The sequence below is a fragment of the Inquilinus sp. OTU3971 genome, from assembly GCF_038440215.1.
In genome coordinates, this window is record NZ_JASATH010000182.1 from 1 (window position 1) to 17,188 (window position 17,188).

Below are 17,188 nucleotides of genomic sequence, written 5' to 3' on the forward strand. Positions count from 1 at the left end.
GGGGCGATCCCGGCCTCGCCGTGCGGCCGGCCGAGGCGCTGGGCCGCGGCGACCTCGACCGGTTCCAGATCGTCGAGGGCCAGGTGCAGCGGGCGGCGCTGGTGCGCGGCCGCGCCTACCTCAATTTCGGCACCGACCCGCGGCAGGATTTCACCGTGACGGCGGAGCCGGATCTGGTCCGCCGGCTGGAAGCGATCGGGCAGGATCTGGCGGCGCTGCAGGGCCGGCGCATCCGGGTGCGTGGCTGGCTCGACTGGTCGGGCGGGCCGCGCATCGTCCTGGTCCGGATCGAGCAGATCGAGAGGCTGGATTGATGATTCGTCGTGACCTGCTGCTCGGACTGATGGCGGCGCCGCTGCTGCCCCGCTTGGCCCAGGCCGACACGCCCGAGGCGCGGGAGATCTGGGCGGCCTTCGGCGGGCCCTACGCCGCCCCGGCGCTGCGCGACCATGTCGCCCGCATCGCCCAGCGGGTGGCGGATGCCGAGACCGGCGGCCGCCTGCGGGTGACGGTCGAGCTGCTCGATTCCGACCAGGTCAACGCCGCGGCCCTGCCGGACGGCCGCCTGCTGGTCGCCCGCGGCCTGCTGGCCCTGGCGCGCAGCGAGGCCGAGCTGGCCTCGGTGCTGGCGCATGAGATCGGGCATGTCGTCGCCGGCCACGCCAGGTCGCGCGCGGCGCGGCCGCCGGTCGACCCGGCGGTCGCCGGGCTGGCCGAGATCCAGGCCGAGGCCGAGTTCGACCGGGCGCAGGAGCAGGAGGCCGACCGGATCGGCATCGCGGCCCTGGCCCGGGCCGGCTACGATCCCGCGGCGGCGCCGGCCTTCCTGGCCCGGCTCGGCGCCGCCCAGCGCCTCGCCGCATCCCTGTCCGGCCGGCCGGAGCTGGCCACGGCGGCGATCAGCGGCGGCGACCATCCGGAGACGGCGGAGCGGATCGCGGCGGCCCGGGCGCGGGCAGCGGCGCTGCCGCCCGGCGAGACCGGGGAGGCGGCCTGGCTCGACGCCGTCGACGGCCTGCCCTGGGGCGAGGGTGCCGGCCAGATTCCGATCCGCGGCCAGGCGGTGATCGACCCCGCCGCCGGCTTCCGCTGGGATGCGCCGCCGGGCGTGGCCCTGCTGCGCCAGCGCCAGCGGGTGATGGGCATCGGCCCGGATGATTCGCTGATCCTGTTCGACCATCTGTCGCAGCCGCGGGCGCTGGCGGCGCGGCTGTTCCTGGAGCGGGTCTGGGGCCGCAGGGCAGGGGGCGTGCAAAGCGTCGGCGCCGGCGATCTCGGCGGCTTCCCGGCCGCCTGGGGCGTCGCCGGGCTGGCGATCGGTGCCGACCGATGGGAGGCGCTGCTGGTGGTGATCGAGACCACGCCGGAGCGGCGCGACCGCTTCAACGTCCTGACCCGGGCCGGCAGCCCGGCCGCGGCGCCGATGCGCGGCGCGGTCGAGAGCTTTCGCAGGATCGGCGCGGCCGAGGCCGCCGCGGTGCGGCCGCGCCGACTCGCCGTCGTCACGGTGCGGCCGGGCGACACCGTGGCCGGTCTCGTCGGCCGGATGCGGGTGGAGGCGGCGGAGGCGCAGTTCCGGCTGCTGAACGATGGCGCCGGCGACGAGATCCGGCCGGGGACAAGGGTCAAGTTGATCGTGGAGTGATCACGTAGGTTGGGTTCGCGACCGCGAACCCAACCTACGAAGCGCTATTCCTCCAGGAACAGCTCCTCCGGCTGGGCGACGCGGCGGGAGATCGAGGCGCGCAGCTTGGTCAGGGCCCGGTGCTCGAGCTGGCGCACCCGCTCCTTGCTGACGCCGAGCTGGCGGCCCAGCTCTTCCAGCGTGGCGCCGCTGTCGCGCAGCCGGCGCTGGCGGATGATGGTCTGCTCGCGCGGGCTCAAGGCGCCGATCGCCTCGGCCAGCCAGCGCGAGCGGGTGACGTTGTCGCGCAGGCCGATCACCACCTCCTCGGGCGAGGGGCGGGTGTCGGCCAGCAGGCCCTGCCAGTCGTCCTCGCCATCCTCGGAGATCGGGGCGTTGAGCGACTGGTCGGAGGCCGATAGCCGCATCTCCATCGCCTCGACATCGGCGACGTCGACCCGCAGCTCGGTGGCGATCCAGTCGCGGCCGGCCTGGGTCAGGCCGGACTGGCCGCCGGCGTTCTCGATCTTGGCGCGCAGCCGCCGCAGGTTGAAGAACAGCGACTTCTGCGCCGCGGTGGTGCCGGTGCGGACGATCGACCAGTTGCGCAGCACATAGTCCTGCATCGCCGAGCGGATCCACCAGGCGGCATAGGTCGAGAACCGGACCTCGCGGTCGTGCTCGAACCGGGCGGCGGCCTGCATCAGCCCGACATTGCCCTCCTGCACCAGGTCGCCGATCGGCAGGCCGTAGTTGCGGAAGCGCGACGCGGTGGCGATGACCAGGCGGGTATAGGCCCGGACCAAGGCGTGCAGCGACGGCTCGTCATGGTCCTGGCGCCAGCGCCGGGCGAGCTCGAACTCGGTCTCGCGCGACAGCAGCGGCTCGCTCATCGACGATTTGATGAACTTCAGGTTGGCGCGCTGGGTCTCGGGATCGTCGAGATGCGGCATGAACGCCCCCTCTTCGGCCGGACGACGCCGCGGATCCGTCCCGCGACTTCGATAGACGAACACCCTCCCGCATGACGGCGTTCCCTCGCCGGGCGAGAGCTTGTCCCTTCGTCTAGGAGTTCGTCGGACAGGGGCGGTTTGTTACGTGGCGGAGCCGGCTCTCAAGCCTCGACGATCTCGGCCAGGGTCCCGTCCGGGTCGAACAGGCCGCAGGCCAGGCGGCCGCCGCGGCCGCAGCCGGAATCGAGCGTCACCGCCATGCCCTCGAGCTGCAGCCCGCCGCCCGCCGGGTCGTGGCCGCGGATCAGGCGGCGGAAGCCGCCATAGGGCTCGCCGAGGCCGGCGAAACCGGCGGCGGACCACCAGAAGGCGTCGCCCTGGGCGGCGAGCGGCCGGCTCGGGTCGATGCCGGCGCTGACGAACAGGATGCCGTCATCCTCGGTGAAGGCGGCCCGGCGCAGCGCGGCGTAGAGCGCGTTGTGGCCGGGGGCGGCGCGGATCGATTCGCGCAGCCCGTTGGTCCAGCGGGTCAGCCGGACGGCGCCTTCGCGCGCCGCGGCCATGCCCTCCTCGGGCCGGCCGCCATAGGCGCGCAGCGTGCCCTCGACGCCCTGCGCCAGCATCCAGCGCAGCACGTCCTGCGGGTTCGGCGCGAATTGCAGCTGCAGCATCTTCTGCCACATCTCCTCCTGCGCCCCGCGCAGGAAGACGACGTCCTCGGCCAGCACGAAGGGGCGGGCGATCAGGGCCCGCCGCATCGACAGCACCTCGTCGACCAGCGCATGCAGCCGGTCGGATCGGCCGATCAGGTTGCCGAGATAGACCAGCCGGTCGCCGGGCTGGAACCGGGCGGCGACATGGTCGTGCAGCACGGCCAGGCGGTCGACCTCGCCATGCACGGCACCCACGGCCCAGATCCGCTTCGGGCGGCCGAGCCGGGCGAATTTCTCGGTGTCGCGGGTCACGCGGAGAGGAAGGGATCTGTCATCTGCATGGCATTTTAGCGGCTCGCCCCGGTGAAGCCAGCCCCTTCGGCCGGGGCCGGACCCCGGACATGGAAAAGGCGGCCCGAAGGCCGCCTGTTTTCCGAATTGAGTGGCCTGCCGCGCTTCGCGCTGCTTGAGGCCAGTCTGCGAAGAAGGCGGGCTCAGGCCGCCTTCTTCAGCACCTGCTCCAGCTTCTGGGTCGCCTTGACCTCGTCGATCTTCTCGACCGCGGCCAGCTCCCGGGCCAGGCGCTCCAGCGCCGCCTGGTAGATCTGGCGCTCGCTGTAGGACTGTTCCGGCTGGTCGGTGGCGCGGTGCAGGTCGCGCACCACCTCGGCGATCGACACCGGGTCGCCGGAGTTGATCTTGGCCTCGTATTCCTGGGCCCGGCGGCTCCACATCGTCCGGCGCACGCGGCTGCGGCCGGTCAGGGTCTCCAGCGCGGTCTTGATCCGGTCCTTCGACGACAGCTTGCGCAGGCCCGACTTCTTGGCCTTGCCGACAGGAACCTTGAGCGTCATCCGCTCCTTCTCGAAGCTGATGGCATACAGCTGCACGGTCATGCCGCTGATGCTGTGCGTCTCGAGCGCCTCGATGCGGCCGACGCCATGCGCCGGGTACACAACGTAGTCGCCGACGTCGTACTCAAGTTCCTGAGCCATGTCTGCCAATGGAGTCACCCTCTGTGGTCGGACCCAGTGGGCGGAGACCGCTACGGCCGCCACCCCGCGCGCTTCGCCGCGCCGCAACCCACGTCAACATCCGCACCGAAACAGAGACGCAGAAATCGATTCCGGCCCGCATGTGGTGGGTCGGAAGTGGTCGTCAGCACCGGGAATGTAACACGTACTATAATACGTTGCGCTTCCGATATGAAGGCCGAGCCCGCCCTGACATGACGCTTTTTTTGCAATGCAGGCCGGCGGACTCGGCGAATCGTCAATTGCCTTCGCCCGGAGTCGCGCTGAAATGCTCGGCGAATTTGTTCTCGACCCCCTTCCAGGAGTCGGCGTCGGGGGGGGCGTCCTTCTTGCGCGTGATGTTCGGCCAGATCGTGGAGTATTCGCGGTTCAGCTCGCCCCATTTTTCCGCGGCTTCGGCCTCGGTGTCCGGCTTGATCGCCTCGGCCGGGCATTCCGGCTCACACACGCCGCAGTCGATACACTCGTCCGGGTGGATGACCAGCATGTTTTCGCCCTCGTAGAAGCAATCCACGGGGCAGACTTCGACGCAATCCGTGTACTTGCACTTGATGCAAGCTTCACCCACCACATAGGCCATACTTAGTTTACTCCGGATCTCCATTGGCGGCCGCCGGGGCGCCATTGCGGGCAAGCACACGACGGCGGGCAACGCCGCTATCCGCGTCCGAGACGAATAGAAGCGCTGCGACTCGCCGCATCAGATTGGCTTCGAGGTCGTCGACTTTACCATCCGCGAGGATCACATCCCACAGCATTTCCACAATGCGGATGCGCGCCGGCTCGTCGCAATGCTCACGGATGGTGTGGGTCAGGGCGTGCCAGGACACGGCGCCGTCGCTGGCCCGCTCGGCATCGGTGCCGAGCTGCGCCGCCTCGAACGGGCCCAGCCGGAAGCGCCAGGCCAGCAGCGTCTGGATGCGCTCGCGCTCCGGCTCGTCCAGCGAATCATCGACCCGGGCGGCTTCCATCAGCAGCGCGGCGACGGCGCGGCGCAGCGTGGCGTCGTCGGGGATCGGCCGGGCGGTGGCGCCGCGGGCCCAGTCGAGAATGTGGTCCAGCATCGCCAAGATCTAGTCGCTGCCGCCCTTCGGCGGAAGGGCCCGGCGGTCGCGGCCGGTCGGGCGGGGGCCGCCGGACGTGGGCAGCGCCGCCTCCGGCGTCGGCGGCCGCAGGTCGCGGTACAGTGTCTGCGCCTCGCTGGCCGGGCCGCGGCGCTCGGCCAGGGACACGATCTCGATCACCCGGATGTGCCGGCCCTGGACGAAGGTCAGCACCTGGCCGGGACGGATTGCCGCATGTGCCTTCTGGGTCGGCACGCCGTCGATGCGGATGCCGCCGCCGGCGCAGACCTTGGCCGCCAGGCTGCGGGTCTTGAAGAAGCGCGCCTGCCACAGCCACTTGTCGAGGCGCGGGCGATCGGTGTCGCGCTCAGCCATTGCGGCGGAGCAGGGCGAGTTTGGCAAAGGGGCTGTCGGCGCTGGCCGCTGCCGGCCGCGGCGCCTGCGGCCGCTTCGCCCTCACCGGAACATAGGTCACGCGTCCCTCGTCATCCTGGGTCGGCCGATACCCGGCCGCCTGCAGGATAGCCGGGATTTCGGCGACGGTGCAGCCGACGATCGGCGCCAGCGCCGGGTCGGCGGTCAGCCCGCCCTGGCGGCGGCGCGATTCGGCGGCGTCGCGCAGCGCGTCGATGCGGTCGAGGCGGATCCGCCGCGGGCCGCAGGGCACGAAGCCGGCCAGGTCCAGCGCCGCGGAATCCTGGCCCTCTTCGGCCAGCACCGAGATCCGGGCCGGGGCGGGCAGGGCGGCCGGCAGCGGCCGGCCGGCGGCGACGGCGCCCAGCAGCACGCGCAGGCCGGTGGGCCGCGGCTTCAGCATCGGCGCCAGATAGACATGGCTCGGCCCGAATCGCACGCCGAAGCCGGACAGCTGCCTGCGGTCGGCCGCGGTCAGGGCATGGATCAGCCCGTCCAGCGCCCGCCGCGGCAGCAGCCCCAGCCCCTCGACCAGCTGGAAGGCGATGCCGCGGGCGGCGCCGGTCAGCGCCGCCTCGCGCAGCCGCAGCAGGGGTTGAAGCTCGCGCGCGACATGGTCGGCCAGGAAGCGGGTCAGCCGGGCCGCCACCCGGTCGCGGCCGGCGCCGTCCAAGAGGTCGGTGTCGCGCGCCCTCGCGGCAGGGGCCAGCGGCGACGGGCCGGCGGCGATCCGGCCGATGCCGATGCCGCGCCAGGACAGGACGCCGTCGGCGGCCAGGGCCAGATCCTCGTCCGGCGCCGCCTCCAGCTTGCCGACGCGGCCGGCGACCTCGTCCTTCAGCGCCCGCCGCGCGGCGCTGCGGATCGCCTTCAGGTCGTCATCCTCGATGGTGGCGTCGGGATAGAAGGCGAAGCCCTCGATGCTGCCGACATGCTCGCCCTCGACCAGCACCTCGCCCTGGGCATTGACCGCGGCCAGCAGCTCGCCGCCCGCCTTCATCGACCGCACCAGCAGCGCGGTGCGGCGGTCGACGAAGCGCTGGGTCAGGCGCTCGTGCAGCGCGTCCGACAGCCGGTCCTCGACTGCGCGGGTGCGCTCCTGCCAATGGCCCGGATCGGCCATCCAGGCGCCGCGATGGGCGACATAGGTCCAGGTCCGGATATGGGAGATGCGGGCGACCAGCGCGTCGATGTCGCCTTCGGTCCGGTCCAGCCGGGCCACTTGCTCGGCCACCCAGTCGGTGTCCAGCCGCCCGGCCAGGCCGGTGGTGAGCTGGCGGAAGATCTGGCCCTGCATGCGGATATGGGCGTCGGACAGCACCTTGCGGAAATCCGGGATCTGGCACACCTCCCACAGCAGGCGCACCGCCGCCGGGTTGCGGGCCCGGCCGGTCAGCTCGGCGTCGCGCATCAGGAGGCCGAGCGACAGCTGGTCGTCGGCCTCGGACATGCGCCGCAGCTCCGGCCGCGTCGGCCGCCGCTCCAGGCTGCGCAGCAGGCCGAGCGGGCTGCGGAAGTCGAGCTCGGCGTTGCGCCACATCACCGTCTGCAGCGGGTCGAAGCGGTGGTTCTGGACCCGGTCGACCAGCTCCTCGTCCAGCGTGCCGGCCTCGTCGGTGGTGCCGAAGGTGCCGTTGGCCATGTGCCGCCCGGCGCGGCCGGCGATCTGGGCGATCTCGGTGGCGCGCAGCCGGCGCGGGAAGCGGCCGTCGAACTTGGTCAGCCGGGCGAAGGCGACATGGTCGATGTCCATGTTCAGCCCCATGCCGATGGCGTCGGTCGCCACCAGATAGTCGACCTCGCCCGACTGGTACAGCCCGACCTGGGCGTTGCGGGTGCGCGGGCTCAGGGCACCCAGCACCACCGCGGTGCCGCCGCGCTGGCGGCGCATCAGCTCGGCGATCTCGTAGACGTCGTTGGCCGAGAACACGACGATGGCGCTGCGCGGCGGCAGCCGGGTGAGCTTGCGCATGCCGGTGTGGGTCAGCTCGGAGAAGCGGGGCCGGGTCACGAACTCCGCCTCCGGCACCAGCTTGCGGATCAGCGGGCGGATCGTCTCCGCCCCCATCACCATGGTCTCGGCGCCGCCGCGGGCGTGCAGCAGCCGGTCGGTGAAGACATGGCCGCGCTCCGGATCGGCGCAGAGCTGGATCTCGTCGATGCCGAGGAAGGCGACCGGCCGGTCCAGCGGCATGCTCTCGACCGTGCACAGGAACCAGCGGGCGCCGGGCGGCACGATCTTTTCCTCGCCCGTCACCAAAGCGACATGCGCCCGTCCCTTGATCGCCACGATCCGGTCGTAGTTCTCGCGGGCGAGCAGCCGGAGCGGGAAGCCGATCATGCCGCTCGCATGGCCGAGCATGCGTTCGATGGCGAGATGGGTCTTTCCGGTGTTGGTCGGGCCGAGCACGGCCGTGAGGCGCGGGCGATCACCAGCGAGATACATAAGCGACAATTGAACGCTGCCGGGCGCTAATGCAAGACTGCCGCCCCGCCTGCGGTGCGGGCGGCCATTGGTCGCAACGATATTTGCCAGAGGCTCCGGTCGGATAGACGGAGGACATACGATGCGCACGCTCTCCCTGTTTGCCGCCGGCATCGCCGCCTGGGTCCTCCTGCCGGCCGCCGCCCAGGCGCAGGCGACGGCGGAGGGGGCCGACAAGATCCGCCTCGGCCTCAAGGACTGGATCGCCACCCATCTGGCCACGGCCGACAAGTCGGTGGTGTTCAACTTCCAGGGGCCGATCACGGTCGAGCCCCAGGGCAAGTTCTACAAGGCGGTGATCCCGAAATCGGAGGTGCTGTTCACCACCGAGGGCGACACCGCCCGCCTGGCCCTCGACCCCGTCGAGCTGGTGCTGACGCCGCTGGAGAACGGCTGGCTGGACACGGTCGCGACCATCCCTTCGACCTACCGGGTGGTCCCGGACAAGGACGACGAGGGGGTCGAGGTGACGATCGGCGCGCAGGCGCTGCGCGGCATCTTCGCCCCGCAGTACCATGCGTTCATGTCGCTGGACGGCAAGCTGGGCCAGATCACTGCCCATTCGCTGAACCCGGCCGAGGCCAAGGGCGCGTTCAAGATCGACGGGCTGGCGCTGGCCGGCGACAGCAAGGCGGTCGGCCCGGACACCTATGACAGCACCGGCAGCGTCACCCTGTCCGGCGTCTCCTTCCTCGACGAGACCGGGGCGCAGGTCCTCCGCCTCGACGGCGCCACGCTCGAGGCCAAGGCGGCGGCGGCCGACATGGCGGCGGTGCGCGCCTTCAGCGACAAGCTGACGGATCTGCAGAAGCGCTACCCGCCGCAGGCCGACGGCGAGATGCCGAAGGAGTTCCTGACCGAGCTCGGCCGCGTGTTCCAGGGCACGCCGAAGCTGTTCGACGATCTGGACTTCAGCTACGGGCTGACCGGGGCGGAGGTCACGCCCGGCGAGGCCGATGTCGAGAAGGTGACGCTGGCCTCCGCCGGCTTCGGCGTCGGCCTCGCCGGCCTGGCCAAGGACGCCTCGACCTTCCGCATCACGTTCGACCTGGCCCAGCTCGGCATCCAGCCGCTGCCGGAATTCGGCCAGTTCGTCCCGCACAGCGCGACCATCGACCTGGCGCTGACCAACCTGCCGAACCAGGCGCTGCTGCAGGCGCTGACCGGCATGCTCGACAGCTCGGCCACGCTCGGCCCCGACCAGGCGGCGGAGATCGCGGTCGCGCAGCTGCAGCAGGCGGTCATGAACGGCAACGGCGCGCTCGAGATCCGGTCGTTCAAGGCCGCGTCGCCGCTGACCAGCATCGACCTGACCGGCACGCTGCGGCCGAACGCCAAGGCGCCGCTGATGATGACCGGCGACGCCATGCTGGTGGTCACCGGGCTGGACGCCGCGCTGGAGGTCGCCAAGGCCACCCCGGACGGGCAGGAGATGGTGCAGGGGCTGACCGTGCTGCAGACCATGGGCGCGCAGGACACGGTCGACGGCAAGCCGGCCCGCACCTACAAGCTGGTGGTCGGCGAGAACGGCGACATCCTGCTGAACGGCACCGATCTGAAGCCGCTGCTGGGCATGCGCTGAGGCGTGGCCGCGAATTCGCAATGGGGGAGCGAAGCATGAAACGGTCGATCTGCATCCTGCTGGGCACGGCCCCGCTCTGGCTTGTCGGCAGCGCCCTGGCCCAGACGACGCCGGATGCCGCGGGGCTGCGCGACGGGCTGAACGAGATGCTGAAGCCGATTCTGGCCATCCAGGTGCAGCAGCAGCCGCTGTTCACAGGGCCCGTCACGGTCGAGCAGGGCTCGGGCGGCACCACCGTGGTGTTCCCGGGCATCGACCTGACGCTGAAGGGATCGCAGGACAAGGGGCCGAAATCGGTGGCGCTGCGCTGCGATGCCCAGACCTACCGCGCGGCCTCGACCGGCGCCGCCACCTGGCGGCTCGAGAGCGACGAGCCGATGAACTGTGTTGCCGAGCCGGAGGGCGAGGCCAAGGTCACGCTGACCAGCCGGGCCTTGCGGGCGCATTTCGTGGTCGATCTCGGCCAGAAGCTGTTCACCGAAGGCGAGTGGCGGGTCGAGGGCACCGTCATCACCCAGGACGGCCAGCCCGGCAAGGTCACGATCGACGCCCTGTCCGCCAGCAGCCAGATCCGGCCGGCCGCCGACCCGGCCCGGCACGATGTCGCCTTCAAGATGGAGGCCAGCGGCCTCAGCGCCTTCGACGAGAAGGGGGTCGAACGCTTCACCCTCGGCCACACTGTCTATGACGCGACCATGGACGGCATGGATGTGCAGCGGGTCATGGCCACCACCGGCGAGGTCCTCGGCGTCTATGCCGAATTGATCGAGACGGTCACCGCAGCCGAAGGGACCGTGCCCGATCCGAAGCAGGCGGCCGGTATGCAGGCCGATGTGATGGCGAAGCTGATGGACCCGATGAAGCGCATGATGGCTGCCTATGGCACCGGCGGCGAGTTCGGGGCGACGGTCACGGATCTGCGGGTGAAGGCGCCGGAGGTCCAGGTGACGATCGACCGGCTGCGCCTCGGCGAGGGCTATGACGGTGCGGGCAGCCCGAAGGGGACGGGCATGATGGAGATCGACATGGCCGGCCTGGCGCTGGCGCCGAAGCCGCCCTTCGTCGAGTGGATCCCGACCGACGCCACGATCCGGCTCGACGCCAGCGGCATTCCCTGGGCGGAGGTCGGAACCGCCTACATGAAGGTGATCGACGCCTCGGCGATCCAGATCGAGAAGCCGGAGGAGGCCCAGCAGCAGATGGCGCAGGCGATGATGGAGATCGGCGGCATCCTGCGCCGGGCCGGCAGCCGGCTCGACCTCACCAGCTTCACCATCACCGCCCCCGAGGCGGCGATCAATCTCGGCGGCGCGGTGCAGGGCAAGGATGCGGCCGCGCATGGCGTGACCGCCGACCTCGACCTGCGCATCGTCAATCTCGACGGCTTGATCAAGTTCCTGCAGGGCATGCCGGACGGCGCCGAGGCGGCGGCCGGGCTGTCGATGGCGCAGGTGATGGGCCGCCAGGCCACCACCGATGCCGGCCTTCCGGCGCGGGACTACGACATCGTCGTCGACGATGCCGGCAAGATCCTGGTCAACGGCACCGACCTGGCCGCGCTGATGCCGAAGCAGTAGCCGCCGATCCGGAGGGGGAGCCATCATGCGTCGTCTCGGGCCGATCCTGCTCGGCACCATCCCCCTCTGGCTCGCCGGCGCGGCCCTCGCCCAGGCGACGCCGGAGGGGGCGGCCGCGCTGCAGAAGGGTCTGACGGCGATCACCGCGCCGCTGGAGGCCGGCCGCGACGGCGACGCGCACTGGGAGGGGGCCTGGGTGGTCGAGCCGGACGGCGCCAGCTACCAGGTGACATGGCCGGCCCTGTCGGGCAGCCTGAAGGAAGGCGGCACGGCAGGCCCGCGCTCGGCGCGGTTCCGATGCGCGCCGGACCGCAGCGTGGCCACCCGATTGTCCGAGGGCGTCTATCGGCTGCACAGCGCAGCGCCATCCGACTGCGTGCTGAAGACCGGCGAGAGCGGCCGGTCCTTCCGCTTCACCAGCCGGACCCGCCGTGAGGACAACGTCGTCGATCTGGCCCAGGGTGCCTTCACCGAATGGTCGGCGACGGAAGAGGACATGACGATCCAGGCCAGCGGCGATCCCGCGACGCCGCTGATGTCCGCCGCCCGGCTGGAATCATCCGGTCGGGGCACGCCCAGCGGCCGTCCCAGCCGCCGCGACCTGGTCGTGCGGTCGACTGTCGAGAACCTGCGCCTGGCCGGTCTCGATGGGATCGGACGCTTCACCGCGTCGCGGATCGAGAGCGAAAAGCACCTGTTCGACTACGCATTCGAGGGCGTGGTGAAGCGAACCGTGGAAACGATGCGCATGGTCGACCTGCTCGAAGACCAGCAGCGCGATCCTGCTTCGACGCAGATTCCGATCCAGGCGCTTCTGTCGTTTGCCCAGGCGGCCGGGAGCTACGGCGATCGCTTCCGCTCCAGCACGACCTATTCCGACTACCGCGCAACAGTCCCGGGCGGGTCGTTCGGCATCGAGACGCTGGGCTGGGACATCGACGCAGAGGGGATCGGCAGCGAATCCGGCAGCGGTCGGACAACGCTGAGACTGTCGGGGCTGTCGCTCGGTTCGACGCCATCCGTCGCCGAGTGGACTCCGCATGACATCACCCTCGCGGTGGCGGTGTCGGCCGTGCCCTTCAAATCGCTGCTCCAGATGATCGAGTCGGATCCCACGCCGGCGGTCATCCCGCGGCTCGCCGCCTTGCTCGGCCAGGCCGGAAGCCGCCTGGAGATCGAAACCGCGCAGCTGCGGACGGCACAGGGCTCGCTCGACCTCCGCGGCTCGCTCCGGGCGGATGCAGCCGCCGCTCGTGGCGTCACCGGTGCCGCGACGGCACGCCTGACCGGGCTGGCGCAGCTGGTGGCATTTCTGCGCTCGCGGCCGCAGACGGCGCGGACGGCGGATCGCGTCGCCGCGCTCGAGGCCATGGGCCGCGCCGTCGACCTTGGTGCCGAGACCACCGCGCGGGACTACGACATCGAACTCGGCGGCAAGCCGACGCTGCTGGTGAACGGCGTCGACCCCACCGTGATCCTGCAGGATGCGAGACCCTAGGCCGATTTCTCGAGACGGCAGCCGCGGCGTCGCCGCGTGCCGGAAAGGACGGATTGTGCGTCGCCTTGTTTCGATCCTGCTTGGCACTGCTCCCCTCTGGCTGGCCGGGGCCGCCCTGGCCCAGGCGACGCCGGACGGCGCCGCCGCGCTGCAGAAGGGCCTGACCACCATCCTGACCCCGACCCTGGCGACCCCAGGACTGGGCGAGCCGATCTTCGAGGGCGGCTGGACGGTCGAGCCGGACGGGGCGGGTTACCGCGTCACCGGCCCCGCCTTGTCGCTGGCGCTGCGCGACGATGCCGACGGCCGCAAGCGGGTGGTGCGGATCCGCTGCGACGGCGACCGCTACACCGCCACGGCGGGGGAAGGGGCGGTCACCCGCCTGCATGGCGAGACCCCGGTCCGCTGCGAGATCCGGCCGGGCGGCGGCGAGCCGCCGGTGCTGTTCACCAGCCGCAGCCGCCGCGCCGAGCTGACGGTCGACCTCGCCGCGTCGCTGCTGACCGCCTCGGCCGACGAATCCGAGGGCGTGACGGTGACCGAGGACGGCGAGATTCAGCTCGCCGTGCATCGGCTCAGCCTGACCAGCGCCACCACGCCGCGCCCCGGCTCGACGCAGCAGGACATCGCCCTGCAGGTCGAGGCGGAAGGCCTGTCCGCGGGCGATCCCGCGGCCGGCGACGGCGTCACCCTCGGCCGGCTGCGCTATGGCGGGCGGCTGGAGGATGTCGACGCCGCGGCGCTGCGCGACCGGGTGTGGCGGCTGATCGCCTTCACTCTCGACGCCGCCCGGCGCGACCCCCAGGCGCCGCAGCCGCCGAATGCCGGGCGCAAGCTGGACGCGCTGCTGCGGCAGGTGCAGGGCCTGATCGGCAGTGCCTCGCAGACCCATCTGGAGCTGACCGATCTGCAGGGCAGCGGCGACGACACCACGGCCGGCTTCGAGTCGCTGACCGTCAGCAGCGGTTATAGCGGCCTGGACCGCGCCGCTCCCGGCCGCGGCCTGGGCGGGGACGTGACCCTGGATCTTCGCGGGCTGAAGGTCGCGGATGCGCCGACCAAGCCGGAGCCTGGGGCTCTCACGATCGACGGGGTGCAACTCGCGGCCACCCTGACTCCGGCTGCCGGGAAACCGACGGCCGGGGCGACGCTGTTTCTGAATGTCGACGGGCTGGCCTTCGCCCTGACCCAGGACCCCGGCGCTGCCGCGCCGGACACGCAGTTCAACCTGGACAATGCCCATTACGCCCTGGCGGCCGACGGCCTCGACATCCCTGGCCTGATCGCCGTCATCGGCGGATTCCAGACGATGGTGGCGAAGCATGGCGACGACGAGCCGCCGCCGGCGGAGCTGTCGCCCTGGTTCGCCCGGGTCCGGACGACGATCGCCGCGCTGTCGCAGTACAAGGCCGGGATCGGCCTGAGCGGCCTGCGCGTCCGCTCGCCCTATGCCAATGTCGCGATCGGCAACATCGCCTACAGCGAGACCTATGCCGGGCTCGACGGCGACCAGGCGGGCTACGGCCTGCATCTCGGCATGGACGAGCTGACGCTCGACCCGGGCCTGCCCTTCGGCGACTGGGTGCCGCGCCGGGCCCGGATCGACATCGCGCTGAAGGATGTCCCCAGCCGCTCGGTCCAGGCGCTGTTCTGGGACGGCGTCGAGGCGGCGATGCAGGCCGAGATCCGGCGTGAGGGCGACTCGTCGCTGCCGGACGGCGATCAGGCCTTCGCCCAGGCGATGCAGCGGATCGCCGACCGCCTGCTCGCCTCCGACGCCCGCCTGTCGATCGACAGCTTCAGCATCACCGCCCCGAAGGGCGCGATCGACCTCGGCGGCGGCGGCACGGTGGACCCGCAGGCGGCCTTCGGCGTGACCGCGCAGGCGACGCTGCGGATCGCGGGGCTCGACGATTTCGTCAAATTCCTGCGGACCCAGCCCGATGGCGCGGACGCCGCCGCCGGCATCACCGTCTTCCAGCTGCTGGGGCGCCAGGCAAAGACGGCGGACGGCAAGCCGGCGCGCGACTACGACTTCGTGGTCGATCCCGGCGGCCGCATGCTGATCCACGGTACCGACCTCGCCGCGCTGATGCCGAAGCAGTAACGGCCGCAGGCGAGAGCTGCCACGTCAGGGGTTGCGGCCCGCACCCGCTTTGCCCATATCGGGCGGCGACACCGAAGACCCACCGGACCCCCGAGAATGGACCAGCAGAAGACCGACGAAACCCTGACCTTCCAGGCCGAAGTCAGCCGCCTTCTCGATATCGTGGCGCATTCGCTGTACAGCCAGAAGGAGGTGTTCCTCCGCGAGCTGATCTCGAACGCGTCCGATGCCTGCGACCGGCTGCGCTACGCCGCGATCACGGCGCCCGAGCTGTCGGCCGGCGACGCCGACTACCGCATCACCCTGGCGGTCGACCCGGCCGCCCGCACCCTGACCGTCGCCGACAACGGCATCGGCATGGGGCGCGAGGAGCTGGTCGGCAATCTCGGCACCATCGCCCGGTCCGGCACCCGCGCCTTCATCGAGACGCTGTCGGGCGACGCCAAGAAGGATGTCGGGCTGATCGGCCAGTTCGGCGTCGGCTTCTACTCGGCCTTCATGGTGTCGCGCGAGGTCGAGGTGTTCTCGCGCAAGGCCGGCGAGGAGCAGGGCTGGCGCTGGGTCTCCGACGGCAAGGGGGCCTTCACTGTCGGCGCGGCCGAGGACGTCAGCCGCGGCACCCGCATCGTCATGCATCTGTCGGATGGCGAGGACGAGTTCCTGTCGCCGCTGCGGCTGCGCCAGATCGTCAAGACCCATTCCGACCACATCGCCATCCCGATCGTGCTGGTCGGCGAGGACGGCAAGTCCGAGACGCTGAACCGCGCCTCGGCGCTGTGGACCCGGCCCAAGGCCGAGATCACGGCGGAGGAGTACAAGGAGTTCTACCACCACGTCGCCCACGCCTTCGACGAGCCCTGGCTGACCGCGCATTGGAAGGCCGAAGGGGCGATCGAGTACAGCTCGCTGCTGTTCGTGCCGTCGACCCAGCCCTTCGATCTGTGGGAGCCGGAGCGCAAGCACCGCGTCAAGCTGTATGTCCGCCGGGTGTTCGTGACCGAGGCGGCGGAGGGGCTGATCCCGCCCTATCTGCGCTTCCTGCGCGGCGTGATCGACAGCGAGGACCTGCCGCTCAACGTCAGCCGCGAGATGCTGCAGTCGAACCCGACCGTGACCAAGATCCGGCAGGGCGTGACCAAGAAGGTGCTGGCCGAGCTCGGCCGCAAGGCCAAGGACGACGCCGAGGCCTACGGCAAGTTCTGGACCGCCTTCGGCGCGGTGCTGAAAGAAGGCATCTACGAGGACCGCGAGCAGCGCGATGCCCTGCTGCCGCTGCTGCGCTTCCGCTCGACCAAGGGCGACGGGCTGGTCAGCCTGGAGGAGTATGTCGGCCGGATGCGGCCGGGCCAGGACGAGATCTGGTACATCACCGGCGACGATGCGGCGGCGCTGGCCCGCTCGCCCCAGCTCGAGGGTTTTCGCGCCCGCGACGTCGAGGTGCTGCTGCTGACCGACCCGGTCGACGAGTTCGCGGTGCCCTCGCTCGGCGAATTCCAGGGCAAGCCGTTCAAATCGGCCACCCGCGGCGGCGCCGACCTGTCGAAGATCGAGGCCCCGGCCGAGGCGCCGAAACCCGAGGCCGGCGAGGGCATGGACGCGCTGGTCGCGGCGCTGAAGCTGGCGCTGGCCGATCAGGTCAAGGATGTCCGCGCCTCGCAGCGCCTGACCGACAGCGCCGTCTGCCTGGTCGCCGACGAGGGCGACACCGACCTGCACCTGGAGCGCCTGCTGAAGCAGCACCGGCGGGTCGACAGCAGCTCGAAGCGCATCCTCGAGGTCAATCCCGGCCACCCGCTGATCCGCCGGCTGGCCGAGCGCGCCGCGGCCCAGGACCCGGCGCTGGAGGATTGCGCCTTCCTGCTGCTGGACCAGGCCCGGATCATTGAGGGCGAGCCGTTGCCCGACCCCGCCGCCTTCTCCCGCCGCCTGGCCGACGCTTTGGTGCGGGGCCTGGCGGCTTAGCGGGTCTGTCGCCAGCCCCTCCCGCGCGGGAGGGGCAACCCATTGCTCTGTCGGCAGAAACACGATCGCAGTAGTATTACCGGCCTTGCGTGTTCATGCTATGTTCCATGAACAAGGCGCAGACCGATTCGGCGACGGAGGCCCCGGCCGCTCCGCAGGAGGAGCGGGCGGCGGATCTGTGCGTGGTGGCGGAGCTGGTCGAGATCCAGATGTCGATCGCCCGGGCGACGCAGCA

The 17,188-nt window shown here is 71.1% G+C and carries 13 protein-coding genes and 1 pseudogene; 7 read left to right on the top strand and 7 right to left on the bottom strand.

From position 1 onward, the window contains the following. Together AAHM41_RS32030 and AAHM41_RS32035 are read left to right on the top strand one after the other, a co-directional pair. Nucleotides 1-314: pseudogene (locus AAHM41_RS32030) on the top strand (thermonuclease family protein); the annotation flags it as partial. Beyond that, complete coding sequence (locus AAHM41_RS32035; protein ID WP_342240693.1) at nucleotides 314-1,645, top strand: M48 family metalloprotease; 1,332 nt, start codon at nucleotides 314-316, stop codon at nucleotides 1,643-1,645. The pseudogene AAHM41_RS32030 and the gene AAHM41_RS32035, both read left to right, overlap by 1 nt. Before the next feature lie 44 nt (nucleotides 1,646-1,689). Here the strand turns inward: AAHM41_RS32035 and AAHM41_RS32040 are convergent, their stop codons facing one another. The 7 genes from AAHM41_RS32040 to AAHM41_RS32070 form a co-directional block, all read right to left on the bottom strand. Continuing rightward, a complete protein-coding gene (locus tag AAHM41_RS32040) occupies nucleotides 1,690-2,577 on the bottom strand; it encodes an RNA polymerase factor sigma-32 (protein ID WP_342240694.1) in 888 nt (295 codons plus the stop codon). A gap of 161 nt (nucleotides 2,578-2,738) precedes the next feature. Continuing rightward, nucleotides 2,739-3,542 carry a hypothetical protein gene (locus tag AAHM41_RS32045; RefSeq protein ID WP_342240695.1) on the bottom strand — a complete coding sequence of 268 codons (804 nt, stop codon included), beginning with the start codon at nucleotides 3,540-3,542 and terminating at the stop codon, nucleotides 2,739-2,741. A gap of 182 nt (nucleotides 3,543-3,724) precedes the next feature. Next, the gene (locus tag AAHM41_RS32050) at nucleotides 3,725-4,225 is read right to left on the bottom strand and encodes a CarD family transcriptional regulator (protein WP_138887935.1); all 501 of its coding nucleotides are present in this window, start codon (nucleotides 4,223-4,225) and stop codon (nucleotides 3,725-3,727) included. A 277-nt stretch (nucleotides 4,226-4,502) separates the two neighbouring features. Continuing rightward, entirely contained in the window at nucleotides 4,503-4,844 is a 342-nt protein-coding gene (gene fdxA, locus AAHM41_RS32055) for a ferredoxin FdxA (RefSeq protein ID WP_342240696.1), read from the bottom strand. A 7-nt stretch (nucleotides 4,845-4,851) separates the two neighbouring features. Then, on the bottom strand, nucleotides 4,852-5,328 hold the full coding sequence (locus AAHM41_RS32060; protein WP_342240697.1) for a tellurite resistance TerB family protein: 477 nt from the start codon (nucleotides 5,326-5,328) through the stop codon (nucleotides 4,852-4,854). Between the two features lie 9 nt (nucleotides 5,329-5,337). Beyond that, on the bottom strand, nucleotides 5,338-5,703 hold the full coding sequence (locus tag AAHM41_RS32065) for an RNA-binding S4 domain-containing protein (RefSeq protein WP_342240698.1): 366 nt from the start codon (nucleotides 5,701-5,703) through the stop codon (nucleotides 5,338-5,340). Further along, on the bottom strand, nucleotides 5,696-8,188 hold the full coding sequence (locus AAHM41_RS32070; protein WP_342240699.1) for a helicase-related protein: 2,493 nt from the start codon (nucleotides 8,186-8,188) through the stop codon (nucleotides 5,696-5,698). Before AAHM41_RS32070 ends, AAHM41_RS32065 begins: the two co-directional genes overlap by 8 nt. Before the next feature lie 121 nt (nucleotides 8,189-8,309). Here AAHM41_RS32070 and AAHM41_RS32075 point away from each other — a divergent pair, with 121 nt between their 5' ends. The 5 genes from AAHM41_RS32075 to htpG all read left to right on the top strand — a co-directional run bounded on the left by AAHM41_RS32075 (nucleotide 8,310) and on the right by htpG (nucleotide 16,953). Further along, nucleotides 8,310-9,809 carry a hypothetical protein gene (locus tag AAHM41_RS32075; protein WP_342240700.1) on the top strand — a complete coding sequence of 500 codons (1,500 nt, stop codon included), beginning with the start codon at nucleotides 8,310-8,312 and terminating at the stop codon, nucleotides 9,807-9,809. A gap of 35 nt (nucleotides 9,810-9,844) precedes the next feature. Then, the gene (locus AAHM41_RS32080; RefSeq protein WP_342240701.1) at nucleotides 9,845-11,386 is read left to right on the top strand and encodes a hypothetical protein; all 1,542 of its coding nucleotides are present in this window, start codon (nucleotides 9,845-9,847) and stop codon (nucleotides 11,384-11,386) included. Between the two features lie 25 nt (nucleotides 11,387-11,411). Beyond that, nucleotides 11,412-12,884, top strand: a complete 1,473-nt coding sequence (locus AAHM41_RS32085; RefSeq protein WP_342240702.1) for a hypothetical protein — start codon at nucleotides 11,412-11,414, stop codon at nucleotides 12,882-12,884. Between the two features lie 55 nt (nucleotides 12,885-12,939). Then, nucleotides 12,940-14,991 (top strand): hypothetical protein, encoded by a 2,052-nt coding sequence (locus AAHM41_RS32090; protein WP_342240703.1) that lies wholly within the window; start codon nucleotides 12,940-12,942, stop codon nucleotides 14,989-14,991. A 96-nt stretch (nucleotides 14,992-15,087) separates the two neighbouring features. Then, nucleotides 15,088-16,953, top strand: a complete 1,866-nt coding sequence (htpG, locus tag AAHM41_RS32095; protein ID WP_342240704.1) for a molecular chaperone HtpG — start codon at nucleotides 15,088-15,090, stop codon at nucleotides 16,951-16,953. Nucleotides 16,954-17,188 lie beyond the last annotated feature (235 nt).

What these genes read in the sequence shown, in the direction of transcription:
- AAHM41_RS32035 (WP_342240693.1), top strand. Translation starts at nt 314, where the DNA reads ATGATTCGTCGTGACCTGCTGCTCGGACTGATGGCGGCGCCGCTGCTG.
- AAHM41_RS32040 (WP_342240694.1), bottom strand. Translation starts at nt 2,577, where the DNA reads ATGCCGCATCTCGACGATCCCGAGACCCAGCGCGCCAACCTGAAGTTC.
- AAHM41_RS32050 (WP_138887935.1), bottom strand. Translation starts at nt 4,225, where the DNA reads ATGGCTCAGGAACTTGAGTACGACGTCGGCGACTACGTTGTGTACCCG.
- fdxA (WP_342240696.1), bottom strand. Translation starts at nt 4,844, where the DNA reads ATGGCCTATGTGGTGGGTGAAGCTTGCATCAAGTGCAAGTACACGGAT.
- AAHM41_RS32060 (WP_342240697.1), bottom strand. Translation starts at nt 5,328, where the DNA reads ATGCTGGACCACATTCTCGACTGGGCCCGCGGCGCCACCGCCCGGCCG.
- AAHM41_RS32065 (WP_342240698.1), bottom strand. Translation starts at nt 5,703, where the DNA reads ATGGCTGAGCGCGACACCGATCGCCCGCGCCTCGACAAGTGGCTGTGG.
- AAHM41_RS32070 (WP_342240699.1), bottom strand. Translation starts at nt 8,188, where the DNA reads ATGTATCTCGCTGGTGATCGCCCGCGCCTCACGGCCGTGCTCGGCCCG.
- AAHM41_RS32075 (WP_342240700.1), top strand. Translation starts at nt 8,310, where the DNA reads ATGCGCACGCTCTCCCTGTTTGCCGCCGGCATCGCCGCCTGGGTCCTC.
- AAHM41_RS32080 (WP_342240701.1), top strand. Translation starts at nt 9,845, where the DNA reads ATGAAACGGTCGATCTGCATCCTGCTGGGCACGGCCCCGCTCTGGCTT.
- AAHM41_RS32085 (WP_342240702.1), top strand. Translation starts at nt 11,412, where the DNA reads ATGCGTCGTCTCGGGCCGATCCTGCTCGGCACCATCCCCCTCTGGCTC.
- htpG (WP_342240704.1), top strand. Translation starts at nt 15,088, where the DNA reads ATGGACCAGCAGAAGACCGACGAAACCCTGACCTTCCAGGCCGAAGTC.